Source organism: Maritimimonas sp. 2205BS37-2, assembly GCF_056591755.1.
In genome coordinates this window covers 134161-151879 of sequence record NZ_JBWQOI010000001.1, presented here as the reverse complement: position 1 = coordinate 151879, position 17719 = coordinate 134161, and the positions used below count along the sequence as shown (strand labels likewise).

Sequence of the window (17719 nt, the reverse complement as noted above, 5' to 3'; positions counted from 1 at the left end):
ATGAAAACAGCATATATAGTAAAAGGATACAGAACCGCCGTTGGAAAATCAAAAAAAGGTGGGTTCAGATTTAAAAGAGCAGATGAACTCGCTGCTGAAACCATTCAATATATGATGGGCAAATTACCCGAGTTTGATGTTAAACGTATTGATGATGTTATTGTAGGAAATGCAATGCCGGAAGGATCTCAGGGTTTGAATATGGCACGTATTATCTCTTTAATAGGCTTAGACTCGGTAGATGTTCCGGGTGTTACTGTAAATAGATTCTGTGCATCTGGTCTTGAAACAATTGGTACTGCAGTAGCAAAAGTTCAAGCCGGTATGGCCGATTGTATTATTGCTGGTGGTGCAGAAAGTATGAGCTCCGTACCGATGACGGGGTTTAAACCAGAACTGAACTATAATATTGTGAATTCGGGTCACGAAGATTATTACTGGGGAATGGGAAATACTGCCGAAGCAGTTGCGCAAGAGTATAAAGTATCTCGTGAAGATCAAGATGAGTTTGCATACAATTCGCATATGAAAGCTTTAAAAGCTTTAGATGAAGATCGCTTTCAAGATCAAATCGCACCAATTGATGTTGCAGAGACCTACATAAAAAATGGAAAAAAAGATACCCGAAAATTCACAGTAACTAAAGACGAAGGTCCACGACGCGGAACGAGTAAGGAAGCTCTAGCAAAATTACGACCCGTCTTCGCTGCAAATGGTAGTGTTACCGCGGGTAACTCGTCACAAACTAGTGATGGTGCCGCATTTGTTATGGTAATGAGTGAAGAAATGGTAAAAGAATTAAAATTGGAGCCTATAGCGCGTTTAGTAAGTTATGCTGCGGCTGGCGTACCTCCACGAATTATGGGAATTGGACCAATTGCTGCTGTACCTAAAGCATTAAAACAAGCAGGCCTCGAGCAAAAAGATATAGAACTTATAGAATTGAATGAAGCCTTTGCTTCGCAATCTCTTGCTGTAATTAGAGAACTAGATCTAAATAACGACATCATTAACGTGAATGGTGGAGCTATTGCTTTAGGTCACCCCCTTGGATGTACGGGCGCAAAACTATCAGTTCAATTATTTGATGAGATGCGTAAACGCAATATGCAGGGTAAACATGGTATGGTAACCATGTGTGTTGGTACCGGTCAAGGCGCAGCTGGAATATTTGAATTCCTTAATTAAAAAGATTTTTGCTTCACATTTAACTAAAATGTGATTTGCTGAGCCATTTTAAAATTAATAATCAAAATTTAAATTATAATCAATAAATATGGAAGTGATGGAAAAAGAGATTTTACGCGGAGGGCAATTCCTTGTAAAAGAAACTAAATGTGAAGATGTTTTTACTCCAGAAGATTTCTCTGAGGAGCAAGTAATGATGCGTGATGCGGTAAAAGAGTTTAATGATAGAGAAATAATTCCTCATAAAGAGCGATTTGAAAAAAAGGATTACGCTTTAACAGAAGAGTGTATGCGTAAAGCCGGTGAACTAGGGTTCTTAGGTGTTTCGGTACCTGAAGCTTATGGCGGAATGGATATGGGCTTTGTATCTACAATGCTTGTTTGTGATTATATCTCTAGTGGAACAGGGTCATTTAGTACCGCTTTTGGCGCACATACAGGTATTGGTACCATGCCAATTACACTTTACGGAACCGAAGAGCAAAAGTTAAAATATGTACCTAAACTCGCTTCAGGAGAATGGTTTGGCGCCTATTGTTTAACAGAGCCAGGCGCTGGATCAGATGCTAACTCTGGTAAAACTACCGCTACTTTATCTGAGGATGGAAAAAGCTACAAGATCAATGGACAAAAAATGTGGATTTCTAATGCTGGATTCGCTAAATTATTTATAGTTTTTGCGCGTATTGAAGATGATAAAAATATTACTGGATTTATTGTTGAGAATGACCCTAATAATGGAATCGTTTTAGGCGAAGAAGAGGAAAAATTAGGTATTCATGCTTCGTCCACACGTCAAGTTTTCTTTAATGACTGCGTGGTTCCTGTTGAAAATATGCTTTCTGAAAGAGGTAATGGTTTTAAAATAGCAATGAATGCCTTAAATGTGGGGCGTATTAAACTAGCTGCTGCTTGTTTAGACTCTCAAAGAAGAGTTACTACTGCAGCGGTGCAATATGCTACTGAGCGTAAACAATTTAATACACCTATTGCAAATTTTGGGGCTATTAAAGCCAAATTGGCTGAAATGGCAACAAATGCTTACGCAGGAGAATCTGCTTGCTATAGAGCTGCAAAAAATGTCGAAGACAGAATCGCTATTCGTCAAGCTCAAGGTAATTCACATCAAGAAGCCGAACTAAAAGGCGTTGAAGAATATGCCATAGAATGTTCAATATTAAAAGTAGCTGTATCAGAAGACATTCAAAATTGTGCAGATGAGGGCATTCAAATTTTTGGAGGAATGGGCTTCTCAAAGGAAACACCAATGGAGGCAGCTTGGAGAGATGCACGTATCGCGCGTATCTATGAAGGGACCAATGAAATTAATAGAATGCTTTCTGTAGGAATGTTAGTAAAGAAGGCTATGAAAGGCCATGTTGATTTATTGAACCCGGCAATGAAAGTACAGGAAGAGTTAATGGGCATTCCTTCTTTTGACACCCCTGATTATTCTGAATTATTTTCAGAAGAAAAAGAAATGATTGCTAAGTTGAAAAAAGCATTTCTAATGGTGGCTGGTGCTGGTGTACAAAAATTCGGACCCAAATTAGAAGAACATCAACAACTTTTAATGGCTGCCTCAGATATGTTGATTGAAATTTATATGGCTGAATCTACGATACTTCGTACTGAAAAAATGGCGAAGTCTAAAGGCGAAGAAAATGTAAAGGAACAAATAGCTATGGCAAAATTATATCTATATAATGCAGTTGATATTGTAAATCAAAAAGGGAAAGAGGGTATTATCTCTTTTGCCGAAGGCGATGAGCAACGTATGATGCTTATGGGGCTTAAACGATTTACAAAATATGCTAATATGCCTAATGTTGTGGCCTTACGAACTATGATTGCAGATAAAGTAGCAGCAGAAAATGAATATTGTTTTTAAGAATATATTAAAAACAAAGTTTAGTAGATTTTTAAAGCCAGCTCTTAAGAGCTGGTTTTTTGTTTTAATCTGTTAACATTTTTTAACATTCTCCTTTCTTTCCGAGGCCTTTTATTTTTCTATCTTAGCTAAATTCAAATAAGTATAATATTCATTTATACAATAAAACTTAACGTACTACTATGAAACTTAACTATTTAAAAGCGGCAAAGCTTTTCTCTATGGCGATGTTAGCGGTAGCTTTTTTAGCCCCGCAAAACATTGATGCCCAGCGAAAAAAGAAGAAGAAAAAAGGCAAAACCGAAATGCCCGCCAAGCCAGCTGCGAAAAAGAAAAACGGAAAAACTATCAAAGAACTGACTAAAAGCAGTAAAAAAATAGATGGTTTATTTGAAATTTATCAAGATACCATTACTGGTTCTTTACAAATGGTTGTCTCTGAAGATCAACTTGGTAAAGAATTTATCTACTTTACTCAATTGGCAGATGCACCAGGTGATTTAGGATTTGCCGGAAGAGGTATTTATCGAGGATCTAAGGTTTTTAAAGTAAAAAAACACTTTAATAAAATGGAATTTATCACTCAAAATACTTCATTTTATTATAATAAAGATAAAGCCATTTCGAAAGCTAGCGATGCTAACATAAGTAATGGAAATATGGCGAGTTTAAAAATTGAAGCTCATGATAAGAAAAATGGATTATACTTAATAAAAGCCGATCCATTATTCCTTAAAGAAACATTTTCTCAAATTAAGCCTCCGCGTCGCCCAGGTCAAAAACCTACAGCCTTCACACTGGGGAACCTAGATAAAAATAAAACGAAAGTAAGTGCTATTAAAAATTACCCTGAAAATACAGATTTGGTTATTGAGTATGTATATTCTAAACCTTCTGTTTTAAATGGTGGATCACGAGCTGTAGTAGATGGAAGAAATGTTAGTGTAAAGGTAAATCATAGTTTGATTGCGATGCCTGAAAATGACTACAAACCAAGATTTGATGATCCTAGAGTTGGTTATTTCATGACGCAGGTAAACGATCAATCTTCTACAAGTGCTACACCGTATAGAGATTTAGTACATAGATGGCACTTAGTGAAGAAAGACCCAAATGCTGCACTATCTGAGCCTGTAGAGCCTATTGTTTGGTGGATGGAAAATACTACCCCAAGAGATATAAGACCTATCATTAAAAGAGCCGCAGAACAATGGAATGTTGCTTTCGAACAGGCTGGATTTAAAAATGCTTTAGTTGTAAAAGAGCAACCTGATGATGCTGATTGGGATGCTGGTGATATTCGCTATAATGTATTGCGCTGGACTTCTTCACCAAATATCATGTTTGGTGGTTACGGACCAAGTTTTGTGAACCCTAGAACAGGACAAATTTTAGGAGCAGATATTATGCTAGAGCACATTGTTTTGGGTAACTCATTGCGCAATGAAAAATTATTTGAAAAAGCAGCCTTGCCTAGTTTTTATAATGAAATGGCTAACCATATAGATGATAATAATCATGGTAAATTTTGTGCGGCAAGTCAAATGGCACACTTAGATAATATGTTTGCCAATGTTGCAAGTAGTGCTTTTGATGATGGTGAAATGGAAAAGAGTAAAATGTTAAATGAGTTTATACATTTCTTAATCTTGCATGAATTAGGTCATACCTTAGGCTTAAACCATAATATGAAATCTAGTCAATTACATTCAATTGCTGATGTAAATAATGAAGCTATAACTTCAAAAGTTGGTTTAACAGGTTCGGTAATGGATTATCCTGCGATTAACTATAATGCCGATAGAGATAATCAAGGGCAGTATTGGACTACAACACCTGGTCCTTATGATAAATGGGCGATTCAGTTTGGTTATCAGCCAATGAATAAATCTGAAATGAAAGCTCTATTAGAAAAATCTTCTGATCCAAGACTAACTTTCGGTAACGATGCAGATGACATGCGTGCTCCTGGTAAAGCTATAGATCCAAGAGTTAATGTTGGCGACATGACCAATGATGCTGTTCAATATTCAATAGACCGCATAAAATTAGCAGATGAAGTAGCTAAAGAAGTATTAGATAGATATAAAAAAGATGCCAATGGTAAATCTTTCCATGAGCTAAGAAATTCATATTTTGTATTAACTGGACAACAAGCGGCATCAGCAAGAACAATTTCTAGGTATATAGGTGGTGTTTATGTAGATAGGGCTATGAATGGACAGAATGGAGCTACTAAACCTTATACACCTGTTGAATACGAAAAGCAGAAAAAAGCAATGAAAGCATTAAATGATTATGTGTTTTCTGCAAAGGCTTTTACAGTTCCTAGTGATTTATATAATTACCTAGCAGGTCAAAGAAGAGGATTTAATTTCTTTAGAAACCCTGAAGATCCAAAAATTCATAGTAGAGTTTTAGGAATTCAGCGAAACGTATTAAGACATTTATTACATCCAAATACATTACAAAGAATTACAGATTCTGAGCTATATGGTAACAAGTATAAGCTTTCTGAAGTGATGAATGATTTAAATAATTCTATGTTTAGAGCAGACAGATATACGAACGTAAATTCTTTTAGACAAAATTTACAAATAGAATATACCAATATGTTAATTGATATGCTAACTGGTAAACAACAAGGAAGGTATACCAATGCAGCTAAGTCAATGGCTCTTTACAATCTTAAGAACATAAGAAATATGGCTACTCCAACTGGTAATATAGCTACCAGAGCCCATAGACAGCACCTACGCACATTAATCGATAATGCGCTTAAGGAGATTAAATAATTTTAATCATTCTGTTTAATTTGAAAAGGCGACATTTTTAATGTCGCCTTTTTATTTAATTTTTATTTCAAATGCCTTTTGACCACTTAGTTTTCCTAATAAGATATCATTTTCCTCAACCTTACCAACGCCTGCTGGTGTACCTGTAAAAATAATATCTCCCTTTTTAAGTGTGAAGAATTGCGAAACATATGCAACTAGCTCGTCAATTTTCCAAAGCATGGCATTTGTATTTCCTTTTTGAACAACCTCATTGTTCTTTAATAATTCGAAACCTAAGTTTTCTAAATTAAAATTTTGTTTTGGGAAGAAGTCTCCTATTACCGCACTACCATCAAAAGCCTTGGCCTTTTCCCATGGTAAGCCTTTTTCTTTACAATAGGATTGTATATCTCTGGCCGTTAAGTCAATGCCCAACCCTACTTCATTATAATACTTATGTGCGAACTTTTCTGAAATATGTTTACCAACTTTACTTATTTTTATTAATACTTCTACTTCATAATGTATATCATTTGAAAAGGGAGGAATGAAAAAAGGCATCTTTTTTGGTAGAATAGCCGAATCTGGTTTTAAGAATATAACCGGATGTTGAGGTCGTTCATTCTTCAATTCTGCAATATGTTTTGCATAATTACGGCCAATACAAATTATTTTCATCAGTTAAAATCGGTTAATTATAAAATTATTTATAAAAAGTGAAATCAAACATCCATTAAGGAATCCACTTCTTATCAAAATTTGGTTTACGTTTTTCAAGAAAAGCATTTCTACCTTCTTTTGCTTCATCGGTCATATATGCCAAACGAGTGGCCTCTCCTGCAAAAACTTGTTGCCCTACCATACCATCATCTGTTAAATTCATGGCAAACTTCAACATTTTTATTGAAGTAGGAGATTTTGCCAAAACTTCTTGCGCCCATTCATAGGCAGTATCTTCTAATTCTTCATGTGGAACCACAGCATTTACCATACCCATTTCAAAGGCTTCTTGTGCAGAATAATTACGTCCTAAAAAGAAAATTTCTCGCGCTTTTTTCTGCCCTACCATCTTGGCTAAATAAGCAGAACCATAACCTCCATCGAAACTTGTCACATCAGCATCTGTTTGTTTAAAAATAGCATGTTCTTTACTTGCTAAGGTCATATCACAAACTACATGTAAACTATGCCCTCCTCCTACTGCCCAGCCGGAAACTACAGCAATAACAACTTTAGGCATAAAACGAATTAACCGCTGTACTTCTAAAATATTCAGTCTATGATACCCATCATCACCAACATATCCTTGATGGCCTCTGGCTTTTTGATCACCACCGCTACAGAATGAAAATACGCCATCTTTGGACGATGGTCCTTCCGAAGAAAGTAATATAGCTCCAATACTGGTATCTTCTTGCGCATCGTAAAAGGCATCATATAATTCGCTGGTCGTTTTTGGCCTAAATGCATTACGCACGTTTGGCCTATTAAAAGCGATTCTAGCCACTCCATTATATTTCTTATAAGTGATGTCCTCATATTTTTTTGCAACTTTCCAGTCAATCTGTATCATATTTTAGATTTTAATTCGTTTGTAAAGATATGACTAAGGAAAAAACTAAAAAAATTAGCCCTTGACAATTAAATTATTTATCATGAAAAATATAGTCGCTAAACTATTTTTATTACTTTTTACAATCTACGGATTTGCGCAAAACACGCATATTGAAAAATTCACCTCTTCTGAAATGGCGGGTGAAATGAATAATGAGCGTATCTTAAAAATATATGTACCAGATTCATATAAAGAAGATTCTACAAGAGTATACCCGCTTGCTATCGTTTTAGATGCAGAATATTTATTTGATATTTACGTAGCTAATTCTAGACTCTTTGCTTCAAAAGATAAAGCTCCTGAACAAATAGTAGTAGGTATTTTTCAAAATCAGAAAAATGAACGAAAAACCGATTGCGAAATAAGTATAGCCAATGGATTATTAACTGAGACAAGTTCTAAATTCTATAAGTTTGTTAAAAATGAATTGTTACCAGATATAGAAAACAGGTATCGAATTTCTCCGTTTAAAACCATCGTTGGAAATACACTAACGGCAAATTTTTTAAACTTTTATATGGTGGAACAGAACCCACCTTTTACGGCCTACATTAATGTTAATCCGTTATTCTCTCCTGATATCAATGGTCTTTTTCAGGGAAAGGTTCCAAATTTAGAAACAAACACTTATTTCTATATGAATACCGGTAAATATAACGGTGTAAAAAGAGATGAGGCCATCAATAAAATACACTACATTTTAAATAATATTGAAAACGAGAGCTTTGTTTATCGATTTGATGAATTTGATAATTCAACCAAAATATCTTCAATAGGTCAAGCCATTCCAGCAGCTATAGCACATATATTTGAAATGTATTCTGCTATCTCTAAGCATGAGTTTGATAACCATATCGCTGATTTAAGTCCTGGTGAGGCTATAGAGTATTTAGAAAGAAAGTATGTAGAAATTCAATATTTATTCGGGTCGAACTTAAAAGTGAGACAACGTGATATTTTCGCTATTGAATCGATTGTTTTAGATAAAGAAGATGGTGCATATTTAGAAGAATTTGGAAAGATGATCAATCGCTTGTATCCAGAATCTCCTATCGGTGATTATTATATTGGTCAATATTATGAAACCGGAAATGATATGAAAAGAGCTTTAAAATATTATAAAAATGGATATGCGAAGATTTCTTCAGATGATCCGAATGCCGATGGTTATTATCAAAACGTAGAACGTGTTTTAGCTAAAACAAAAAAGAAAAAGCAACAGTATGAAGAAGGGTCTACAGAAGAACAAGCTGTGATTGAAGAAGGTTCTGAAGGCGAAGAAGGGAAATAATAAACTAGAAAGTTTTAAAATAAAGGCTGAATATTTATTCAGCCTTTATTTTTTTGCAGACGTATAGAATCCTCTGTAATAACAATCTCCTTCTTTTTGTAAAGAACGCCTAAGGCTTTTTTAAAGTTCTTTTTACTCATTTGTAACTTTTCTTTTATCTCTTCAGGAGAACTTTTATCTGAAAGGTATAGCACTCCATTATTGCTTTTTAGTGCTTCTAAAATGATCATTGTTGTGCTCTCAATATTCTTTCTAAATCCTTGAGGAGTTAAGCTCACATCAATTTTACCATCTTCACGCACTTTTTTAATGTAGCCAATAAGTGACATTCCTTCATTTACCTTTTGAAATAATTCATTTCTGTATAGTAACCCTTCATATTCTTCGTCAATCAATACGGCAAATCCTAGAGGAGACTCTTTTCCTATAATTAAATTTACTTTATCACCTTCTTTCATAATCTTGAATAAAAAAGCCTCGCTAAGCGAGGCTTTAATTTATAATTTTACAATACTTAGTATTTTAATGCTTTTTTACTCACTTCAGCACCATTCTCTAAAGTAGCATTAATTATTAATACTGTACCTTTAGCAATATGACCCGCCTCAAGTACAAAATCGTTTACATTAGGTTGTGCATCTATTAATTTTCTACCTAGCATGTCATATACCTTAACATTTGAGAAAGATGTATTAGATCTTAGTCTTAATCCATCTTCTTCATTAATAACTAAGAAATTAGCATCTAGGCTCTCTTCACCTACATTAAGAACAGATTTGTTAAACTGAATATTAAATCTATTAGTAAAAAATCCTGTTTCGGTAACTTCAAATTCGTAGCCACCAGCCTTTAAGTCATGTACTATACCTAACTCATTATCGACTAAATAAATTTCTTCATTATCCAAAATCCCTTCGGTCTCATGAATTGATATAATAAATTCTTCCTGAATAAAAGAGTTAAAACCAATAGACACTTTTTTGTCTGAACTATAAGGACCAAATCCCTGAATTGCATAGTGACTTCCGTCTTCCATAAGCGAATAAATGCTTACCTGGTTTGCGGCATAATATTTGACTCCATCATAACCTCGGTCGAATCCATCACTTGCCTTTTCAAAGAAACCAAATAATGTTTGGCTAAATGCTCCTCCCTGCTTGCTTTCTACATTCAACCACATTCTATCTTTAGGTTCTTTTTTAGTAGATTTTTTAGAATTTCCTTCTCTAAAAAATTGAGTGTTATTTCCTTCCAATTGCATCGATGGATCAAAAAATATTGTCGCATTGCTAACAACAGCATTTACCAAAAATCCTTGACCTGAAGCAATATTACCACTAGGAACAGCGCTTCCTGTGGGAGAGCCACTACCGCCACCACTTCCTACAGCTGTTCCGCCAACTAGATTATAAGTAGCATAATCACTAGCGGTGTAATCATCATTTTCACCTGGGTTAGCTTGGTATCCGGTAGTATGTGTCCAAAACCATAAGGTACCATCAATCGCTACATTATCAAAAATATCTCCGGCATCATTATCAGAAAACTCTATAAATGTATCAGCATCGATAGCAGATGGGTATGGATTTCCAATTAAATTAAATCCGAAGCCTCCATTAACTGTAAAATCAGCATCAAAACCAAGGGTTTTAGAGAAAAATCCATGATGTGGTGTTCCGGTGAAAGAAATTGTATGTTGCGTTCCACCAGGAGCTGGAGGAGCTTCAGATGCATAACCTCTGGCTCTTTCCAATGTATCTGTATCTTCAGGGCGTACCCAACCTCCTGGATCGCCAAAAACAGCATCCCTCCAATAAAAAAATCTCTCAACTCCGTTAAACACATTACCTACCACAGCATTCTGCACCGGAGAAGACCAATAGGTGAAATCCCTATAATGATCAACCATATTGGAACTTTCAATTTTTGTAATTACCCCCGAAATAGGGCTGGTTGCAGAACTTGTAGTAATCAATGATTCTGTATCACCAATAATAAAACTACCATTAATTGTTAAATTTTCTCCAACTTTTACATAAGTAGAAGTACCACCATTAATATCTATACTCCCATTAATCACCAAATTACAAGATTCAAATGAGCCAGCGGATTCATCATAGGTTCCAGAAATTATAACATCTTTGGTTCTATCAGGTATTCCATTATTCCAAGTACCATTATAGGTAGTTGAGCCAACAGTTTGCGTACCAAGCTCTAAATTTGTACCAGAAGTTGCAGCTGTAACCTCAGATAAATCTGATACTTCAATATAATCTAAAACAGTATTTGACCCAGAATCATAGGCAAAAGTAGTTGATGGTAACTCAGTATTACCACATCCTTTAATAAATGAGGTATTAGCTCCCCAATTTGGAGGTGGTCCATTTTGAGAAACACCTACCATATCAATTCTCTCACTAAAACATTCTGCTGCATCTACTGACCCAGTAATTAAGATAACATCATTTCCATCAAAACTTAGCTGATCAGTTGGCGTACCATTACCACTAGCATTAATATTTTTAAGTAAAAACACATCTCCAGCATTAATTGGCGGTAATTGATAGCTCAAATCTGGTATTTGTGCAGATATTATACCTGTTGTTGTTCTATTATTTAAATATATAGCCACAAAAAAACTTCCTGGTGAGGTTGCGCTCGAAGAAATATTCTTTATTTCCAAATACTGTTCATTTCCTCCACCTTCAAAATATTGAGTTATAAGTAATGGACTACCAATATTCAAATCTTGACCTTCTCCAGTTAGATTAATTATAAATGGATCTTCATCAGAATCATTATTATCAATAGACAACTGAGCAGTTCTTATTCCAACATCGGACGGATTAAATTGAACTGTAAAGGTTGTAGTTCCTCCATTTGCAGGTACTGGAGTCGTTGGAAAGGTAATTGCTATAAAATCTCCTTGATTTGCTCCCGTAATATCAATAATTGGTGCGCCATCAAGAACTAATTCTTGAGTTCCAGTATTTGTAATAGTAAATTCAATTTCAGCAGTTCCGGGTGAGACATTAACAACTCCAAAATCAACCGTTCCACCACTTGTAATATTGCCTCCACTATATGAAATATCTATTTCAGGTTCATCCGGGGGTGCAACAACACCATTTCCAGAAACAAAAAAATTAAACGGGCTCAAACCGGACGGAGTATTATCATTATGCGCAAATACCATATTACCATTATCGAGCCCAGGTGTGCCAGGTGTATAAGTAACAGTAACTTCTATAAAGTTTCCTGGTGTAATAGTAATATCAGAACCAAACGGCACTAACGAGAATACAAAATCACTACTACCCGTATCAACAGCATTACTAATAATTAGATCTGCAGTTGCCGAAGCATCATTAAAAATTCTAAATGTATTAACTACGCTGGTACTTTCCTCAACGTCACCAAATGCCGTGCCCTGAGCCGTACTCGCAGGATCTCCATCAAATATTTCAACATCCAATCCTGGTCCTCCAAAAACTCGAACAATTGGCTCATTTGGAGGGGGAGGATTTTCTCCAACTCCACCTACAGTAAACGTAAACGTCTCTTCATCTAAGGTATCATTATTTAAAACTGTTATAGTAACAACAGATTCTAGTGGGCCCGTGGATTGTGGGGTAAAAGTCACACTAAATTGAGAAGTTTCAGTTGGTCCTATATCTAATGGGTTAGGTGTCCCTGGTAACGTATAAAAAAAATCCGCTTGATTTGACAAATTATCCAGTCCTAAACTCAATACCGAAGATGTATTGTTAGATATTGTAAAAATATGTGTATCGCCATTAGGGTCATTGATATCTACATCCCCAAAGTCGGTATCATTAGCTACACTAATGGTAACATCCCCATTGTTTATTGGCTGGCCTAAACCAGTTACAGATATACTTTGCGCTTGTACTACTCCTACAGTAAAAACAGCAAATAACAGTATACATAGTAATTTTTTCATCATAAGTAGTCTATTAAAATTCCCTTTTTTATCTTTTTCTCTTAGTACAAATATATATAAATCTAGCTGTTTTAAAGCAGTTTTATAGTATTAATAACGATTTTATCCAAACTTTCGTTCATCATTTTAATAATCTTTTCCTTTCCATAACTTAATTCTTCCCTTAAAGTTGATGAAGTTAATCGTATAACCAAGGTGTTTCTTCTCAATTCAACAAGCTCTGTATAACTCGTAACTCCCTGTCCCATAACCTCTAACCAAGCTTCTTTTACCGCTATTTGATCCATGCCTTTTTGCAGATTATTTTCTTGAAGCATCTTCTTCATTAAATCTTGTATTGACTGAAACTCACTAGCTCGCTTGGACATTCGTATTCTTTTTTAATTCAAACATTTTATAAGACTGTTCTGTTTTTTTAATTATTTCTTCAGTTCGCGTAGCATGTGTATCTGAGATAAATAACTGCCCGAAATCTTCATCATTTACCAAAGAAATTATTTTTTCTACTCTGGCTTCATCTAATTTATCAAAAATATCATCTAATAATAAAATGGGTACGGTATTCGACTGATTCTTAATCAAGTCAAATTGTGCTAATTTCAAAGCAATTAAATATGATTTTTGCTGTCCTTGCGATCCAAATTTTTTGACGGAATGACCATCTATAGTATATAACAGATCATCTCGATGGATTCCTACCGAAGTATATTGCAAAATCCTGTCTTTTTCTAAGTTTTCTTCTAGTAAATTGTCTAAAGACCCTTCATTTAAATGAGACTTATAAATAAGATCTGCATTCTCTTTAGTTTCGGAGATATAGGCATAGCGCTTCTTAAAAAGTGGAATAAACTCTTCTAAAAACTGCTTTCTTTTAGTGTGAATTTTGCTCCCTAAATCCGTTAATTGCTCATTATAAATTTTCAAGTTCAACGCATCAAACGTATGATTAATTGCAAAGTACTTCAATAACGAATTCCGCTGTGAAAGCACTTTGTTATAAGCTATTAAGTCTTGTAAATAGAGCTTATCTGATTGCGAAATCACGCTATCCATAAACTTTCTTCGAACATCACTACCCTCTCTAATTAAATCTGTATCAGATGGCGAAATAATTACCAAAGGAATTAGTCCAATATGATTGGATAATTTTTCATAGAGCTTACCGTTACGCTTGATCGCTTTTTTTTGTCCTCGTTTTAAACTGCAATTAATAACTTCTTCACGACCATCTTTCTCAAAAACACCTTCCACTAAAAAAAAGTCTGTTTCATGCTTAATGTTTTGTACAGCAATACTATTAAAGTATCCTTTAGCAAAAGCTAAATGGTAGATAGCATCTAACATATTGGTTTTACCTACACCATTGTGCCCAACAAAGCAGTTAATTTTTTGATCGAAAGCATAATCAGCCGTATCAAAATTTTTATAATTAACTAGTGTGATTTTTTTAAGGTGCATACCAACAAAAAGTGTCTATGCAAAAAAACAAAAATTACAGCAATTATACCCTTTTGTTTTCGATAAAAAATTATATTTTTGCGCATCCAAATTTAGATATCTAATGGCAACTTATAAGAAAAGAGGAAATAAAGCGAAGAAAGAGGTACAACAGAATATAGAAGCTAATAGTACAACAGCTGAAGTATTTAACACTTTAGATGAAACTGCTTCTAAATCAGAAAAATGGATAGAAAAGAATAGTAAAATATTATTTTCAGGACTTATATTGGTACTGGCTTTAGTTTTAGGTTATGGAGGCTATAAAAAGTACATCCAAGAGCCGAAAGAAATTGAAGCTGCCGATGAATTGGCATATTCAAAGAGTTTTTTCGACCAGGCACAAACAAATACGTTAGCTGCGGACTCATTATATACATTGGCTTTAAATGGAGCAGATGGTAAATATGGTCTACTAGACATTATTGATAATTATGGTAGTACAAATGCAGGTAATCTTGCTAAATACATGGCAGGTATTTCTTATTTGAAAATGCGTGATTATCAAAATGCTATTAGTCAATTAGGTAATTTTTCTACAGAAGATCAAATTTTAGGTGCTTTGGCATTGGGAAATATTGGTGATGCATTCGCAGAGATTAATCAACCCGATGAAGCTCTAGAGTATTATGAAAAAGCTGCAGATTTTAAAAGTAATGATTTTACTTCTCCATTATATCTAATGAAAGCTGGAAGAACTGCAATGGACCTTAAAAAATTCAAGAAAGCTGAAACTTTATTTACTAGAATAAAGGATACATATTCTAAATCAGAGGAAGCAAAAGGCATCAATGCTTTTATACAAAGAGCTCAGTTTGCACAACAATAATTAGCAAATATGGCAACTACAAATTTATCAGAATACGATAAAGCAACAATCCCAAATGCGAAAGATCTTCGATTTGGGATTGTTGTTTCTGAATGGAATAGTGATATTACCGAAAATCTATATAAAGGTGCTAAAAGCACCCTACTGGAATGCGGTGCTCTTCAGGGAAACATTGAGCGAGTTAACGTCCCTGGAAGTTACGAATTAGTATACGGAGCCAAACACTTATTAAAAAAAGATACATTCGATGCAGTGATTGCGATAGGTTGTGTTATACAAGGTGAGACCAAGCATTTCGATTTCGTTTGTGATGCAGTCTCACAAGGTATTAAAGACTTAAACATTCAATTCAATTCACCAACAATTTTTTGTGTATTAACTGACAATACAAAACAACAATCAATTGAACGTTCTGGAGGTAAATTGGGTAATAAAGGCGTTGAATGCGCTGTGGCCGCCATTAAAATGGCAACTTTATCATAGATTTAACAGTCTACTTATAAACAAAACTTGATAACTCTTGTTAATTTTGATATTTTTGATGTTTAGGATTCAAAATCTAGGGTTATGTTAGGTAGTTTATTTAAGCAGCGATCTCATTATGTTTATGATTATAAACCTCGGTATTATGATCCGCGAAAAGAACGTTTAAAAGGAGTGGATTCTGACGGTGAGGATCGTATTACATTTAGTAAAACAAATTTAAGAGGAAAATGGGCTCGGGCTAAAAAATCTACTGCAGATAGAAATGCCAATAGAAGGCTAGCTATTATTATTGCCATTTTGGTTGGTATTGTGGCCTATATTTTTAAACTACACACGTTTTTTTAATGCCAGACATCATTCAACTACTCCCCGATCATGTTGCAAATCAGATCGCAGCTGGTGAGGTAGTACAACGTCCAGCTTCTGTTGTAAAAGAATTATTAGAAAATGCGATAGATGCTGAGGCAACAGAAATTAAATTAATAATAAAAGATGCCGGTAAATCGCTTATTCAAGTGATTGATAATGGTATGGGGATGAGCGAGACCGATGCTCGCTTAGCATTTGAGCGTCATGCCACTTCAAAAATAAAGACTGCGGACGATTTATTTAACTTAACCACTAAAGGATTTAGAGGTGAAGCCCTGGCTTCTATCGTCGCCATTTCGCACGTAGAACTAAAAACAAAACCAAAGGATAAAGAACTAGGTACACAGCTTAAATTAGAGGGAAGCAAAGTAACTTCTCAAAATGTCATTTCAACACCAAGTGGCACAAGTGTGGCTGTTAAACATTTGTTCTATAATATTCCTGCACGACGTAATTTCTTAAAATCTAATAGCGTAGAAACACGTCACATTATTGATGAATTTCAGCGAGTAGCTTTAGCTCATCCAAATATTGCATTCTCGCTTTATCACAACGAAGGTGAACTTTTTAATCTAAAAAGTGGTAACTTAAGACAACGTATCGTTGCAATTTTAGGAAGTAAAACAAATGAGAAGTTAGTACCTATTAATGAAGAAACAGATATAGTAAAAGTTGAAGGTTTTATTGCTAAACCTAATTTCGCGAAGAAAAAAAGGGGTGAACAGTTCTTTTTTGTAAACGATCGCTTTATCAAACATGGTTATTTGCATCATGCTGTAGTGAGTGCTTTTGAAGGTTTGCTAGCACATGGATACCATCCATCGTATTTTTTATATTTACGAGTACCGGCAACTACGTTAGACATTAATATACATCCTACTAAAACAGAAGTGAAATTTGACAATGAGCATGCTTTATATGCAATCATTCGTTCAACAATAAAACATAGTTTAGGGCAATATAATGTAGCACCGGTTTTAGATTTTGATAAAGATGCAACGCTCGAAGTTCCTTATGATTATAAAGAAAAAAAAGCTGACACACCTAGAATTACTGTAGACCCAACTTTTAACCCTTTTGATTCTGAAAAGAAATCGAGCGCATCATCATTTAAAAAAGAAAAAAATGGCGATTGGAATTCACTCTATGTCAATATAAAAAATGACGCCTTAGCATTAGAAAATATTGAAGTAGATGCTCAAGAGGTAACTGAAGAATTATTTGATGAAGGTGCAATTCAAAGAAATGCAAAAACCTTTCAAATACATCAAAAGTACATTTTGAGTGTTATCAAATCTGGTATGGTTTTAATAGATCAGCACTTAGCACATCAACGCATCTTGTATGAAGATTTTCTAACAAGAATTACAATTGACGAGGCTAGCAGTCAGCAATTGTTATTTCCTATAGAATTAAACTTTACTTCTGTAGAAATGCAATTGATAAAAGATATGAAAAATGATCTTGAAAGCGTTGGTTTTCTATTAGATAGTTCATCACCTAATACGATTATTATCAACGGCATCCCTACACTTTTAAAAGAGGGAGAAATTCGCCCTGTTTTTGAGCAACTTCTTGATAATCTTCGTCATGAGATACCAGAAAATAGTTTTAGTCAAATAGATATTATAGCAAAGAGTTTTGCTAAAAGCCTTGCTATTAAAAATGGCAAAAAGCTAGATACATTAGAGCAAGAAGAATTGTTGGAAAAACTATTTTTATGCAAAGAACCCAACCACTCTCCTTATGGTAAAAACACCTTTATAACCTTACCACTAGAAGAAATACAATTAAAATTTGATAATTAATTTT

Annotated in this window: 14 protein-coding genes; 8 read left to right on the top strand and 6 right to left on the bottom strand. The window is 34.6% G+C overall.

Annotated features, from left to right (window positions below; translation table 11 throughout):
* The 3 genes from AC1EUU_RS00695 (at window position 1) to AC1EUU_RS00685 (ending at window position 5874) form a co-directional block, all read left to right on the top strand.
* Complete coding sequence (locus AC1EUU_RS00695) at window positions 1-1188, top strand: acetyl-CoA C-acyltransferase (protein WP_480199450.1); 1188 nt, start codon at window positions 1-3, stop codon at window positions 1186-1188.
* 88 nt (window positions 1189-1276) lie between these two features.
* Window positions 1277-3079: an acyl-CoA dehydrogenase family protein gene (locus AC1EUU_RS00690; protein WP_480199449.1), complete on the top strand. Its 1803-nt coding sequence runs from the start codon at window positions 1277-1279 to the stop codon at window positions 3077-3079.
* A 182-nt stretch (window positions 3080-3261) separates the two neighbouring features.
* Window positions 3262-5874: a zinc-dependent metalloprotease gene (locus AC1EUU_RS00685; protein WP_480199448.1), complete on the top strand. Its 2613-nt coding sequence runs from the start codon at window positions 3262-3264 to the stop codon at window positions 5872-5874.
* 51 nt (window positions 5875-5925) lie between these two features.
* Here AC1EUU_RS00685 and AC1EUU_RS00680 read toward each other — a convergent pair whose 3' ends face one another.
* Complete coding sequence (locus AC1EUU_RS00680) at window positions 5926-6534, bottom strand: fumarylacetoacetate hydrolase family protein (RefSeq protein ID WP_480199447.1); 609 nt, start codon at window positions 6532-6534, stop codon at window positions 5926-5928.
* A gap of 55 nt (window positions 6535-6589) precedes the next feature.
* Window positions 6590-7429, bottom strand: coding sequence for a 1,4-dihydroxy-2-naphthoyl-CoA synthase (locus tag AC1EUU_RS00675; RefSeq protein ID WP_480199446.1), 840 nt, complete (start codon window positions 7427-7429; stop codon window positions 6590-6592).
* An 82-nt stretch (window positions 7430-7511) separates the two neighbouring features.
* Here AC1EUU_RS00675 and AC1EUU_RS00670 point away from each other — a divergent pair, with 82 nt between their 5' ends.
* A complete protein-coding gene (locus AC1EUU_RS00670) occupies window positions 7512-8762 on the top strand; it encodes an alpha/beta hydrolase (RefSeq protein ID WP_480199445.1) in 1251 nt (416 codons plus the stop codon).
* Window positions 8763-8800: 38 nt separating this feature from the next.
* Here AC1EUU_RS00670 and AC1EUU_RS00665 read toward each other — a convergent pair whose 3' ends face one another.
* From AC1EUU_RS00665 to recF, 4 genes are all read right to left on the bottom strand, one after another.
* Window positions 8801-9220 carry a S1 RNA-binding domain-containing protein gene (locus tag AC1EUU_RS00665; RefSeq protein WP_480199444.1) on the bottom strand — a complete coding sequence of 140 codons (420 nt, stop codon included), beginning with the start codon at window positions 9218-9220 and terminating at the stop codon, window positions 8801-8803.
* 56 nt (window positions 9221-9276) lie between these two features.
* Window positions 9277-12726 (bottom strand): choice-of-anchor D domain-containing protein, encoded by a 3450-nt coding sequence (locus AC1EUU_RS00660; RefSeq protein WP_480199443.1) that lies wholly within the window; start codon window positions 12724-12726, stop codon window positions 9277-9279.
* 71 nt (window positions 12727-12797) lie between these two features.
* On the bottom strand, window positions 12798-13094 hold the full coding sequence (locus AC1EUU_RS00655) for a DciA family protein (protein WP_480199442.1): 297 nt from the start codon (window positions 13092-13094) through the stop codon (window positions 12798-12800).
* Window positions 13078-14184, bottom strand: a complete 1107-nt coding sequence (gene recF, locus AC1EUU_RS00650) for a DNA replication/repair protein RecF (protein WP_480199441.1) — start codon at window positions 14182-14184, stop codon at window positions 13078-13080. Before recF ends, AC1EUU_RS00655 begins: the two co-directional genes overlap by 17 nt.
* Before the next feature lie 103 nt (window positions 14185-14287).
* On the opposite strand from recF, the gene AC1EUU_RS00645 reads away from it, so the two are divergent.
* The 4 genes from AC1EUU_RS00645 (at window position 14288) to mutL (ending at window position 17715) form a co-directional block, all read left to right on the top strand.
* On the top strand, window positions 14288-15052 hold the full coding sequence (locus AC1EUU_RS00645; RefSeq protein ID WP_480199440.1) for a tetratricopeptide repeat protein: 765 nt from the start codon (window positions 14288-14290) through the stop codon (window positions 15050-15052).
* A gap of 9 nt (window positions 15053-15061) precedes the next feature.
* Complete coding sequence (gene ribH, locus AC1EUU_RS00640) at window positions 15062-15535, top strand: 6,7-dimethyl-8-ribityllumazine synthase (protein ID WP_480199439.1); 474 nt, start codon at window positions 15062-15064, stop codon at window positions 15533-15535.
* An 84-nt stretch (window positions 15536-15619) separates the two neighbouring features.
* The gene (locus AC1EUU_RS00635; protein WP_480199438.1) at window positions 15620-15883 is read left to right on the top strand and encodes a hypothetical protein; all 264 of its coding nucleotides are present in this window, start codon (window positions 15620-15622) and stop codon (window positions 15881-15883) included.
* Complete coding sequence (mutL, locus tag AC1EUU_RS00630) at window positions 15883-17715, top strand: DNA mismatch repair endonuclease MutL (protein WP_480199437.1); 1833 nt, start codon at window positions 15883-15885, stop codon at window positions 17713-17715. Before AC1EUU_RS00635 ends, mutL begins: the two co-directional genes overlap by 1 nt.
* Window positions 17716-17719 lie beyond the last annotated feature (4 nt).

What these genes read in the sequence shown, in the direction of transcription:
- AC1EUU_RS00695 (WP_480199450.1), top strand. Translation starts at nt 1, where the DNA reads ATGAAAACAGCATATATAGTAAAAGGATACAGAACCGCCGTTGGAAAA.
- AC1EUU_RS00690 (WP_480199449.1), top strand. Translation starts at nt 1,277, where the DNA reads ATGGAAGTGATGGAAAAAGAGATTTTACGCGGAGGGCAATTCCTTGTA.
- AC1EUU_RS00685 (WP_480199448.1), top strand. Translation starts at nt 3,262, where the DNA reads ATGAAACTTAACTATTTAAAAGCGGCAAAGCTTTTCTCTATGGCGATG.
- AC1EUU_RS00680 (WP_480199447.1), bottom strand. Translation starts at nt 6,534, where the DNA reads ATGAAAATAATTTGTATTGGCCGTAATTATGCAAAACATATTGCAGAA.
- AC1EUU_RS00675 (WP_480199446.1), bottom strand. Translation starts at nt 7,429, where the DNA reads ATGATACAGATTGACTGGAAAGTTGCAAAAAAATATGAGGACATCACT.
- AC1EUU_RS00670 (WP_480199445.1), top strand. Translation starts at nt 7,512, where the DNA reads ATGAAAAATATAGTCGCTAAACTATTTTTATTACTTTTTACAATCTAC.
- AC1EUU_RS00665 (WP_480199444.1), bottom strand. Translation starts at nt 9,220, where the DNA reads ATGAAAGAAGGTGATAAAGTAAATTTAATTATAGGAAAAGAGTCTCCT.
- AC1EUU_RS00660 (WP_480199443.1), bottom strand. Translation starts at nt 12,726, where the DNA reads ATGAAAAAATTACTATGTATACTGTTATTTGCTGTTTTTACTGTAGGA.
- AC1EUU_RS00655 (WP_480199442.1), bottom strand. Translation starts at nt 13,094, where the DNA reads ATGTCCAAGCGAGCTAGTGAGTTTCAGTCAATACAAGATTTAATGAAG.
- recF (WP_480199441.1), bottom strand. Translation starts at nt 14,184, where the DNA reads ATGCACCTTAAAAAAATCACACTAGTTAATTATAAAAATTTTGATACG.
- AC1EUU_RS00645 (WP_480199440.1), top strand. Translation starts at nt 14,288, where the DNA reads ATGGCAACTTATAAGAAAAGAGGAAATAAAGCGAAGAAAGAGGTACAA.
- ribH (WP_480199439.1), top strand. Translation starts at nt 15,062, where the DNA reads ATGGCAACTACAAATTTATCAGAATACGATAAAGCAACAATCCCAAAT.
- AC1EUU_RS00635 (WP_480199438.1), top strand. Translation starts at nt 15,620, where the DNA reads ATGTTAGGTAGTTTATTTAAGCAGCGATCTCATTATGTTTATGATTAT.
- mutL (WP_480199437.1), top strand. Translation starts at nt 15,883, where the DNA reads ATGCCAGACATCATTCAACTACTCCCCGATCATGTTGCAAATCAGATC.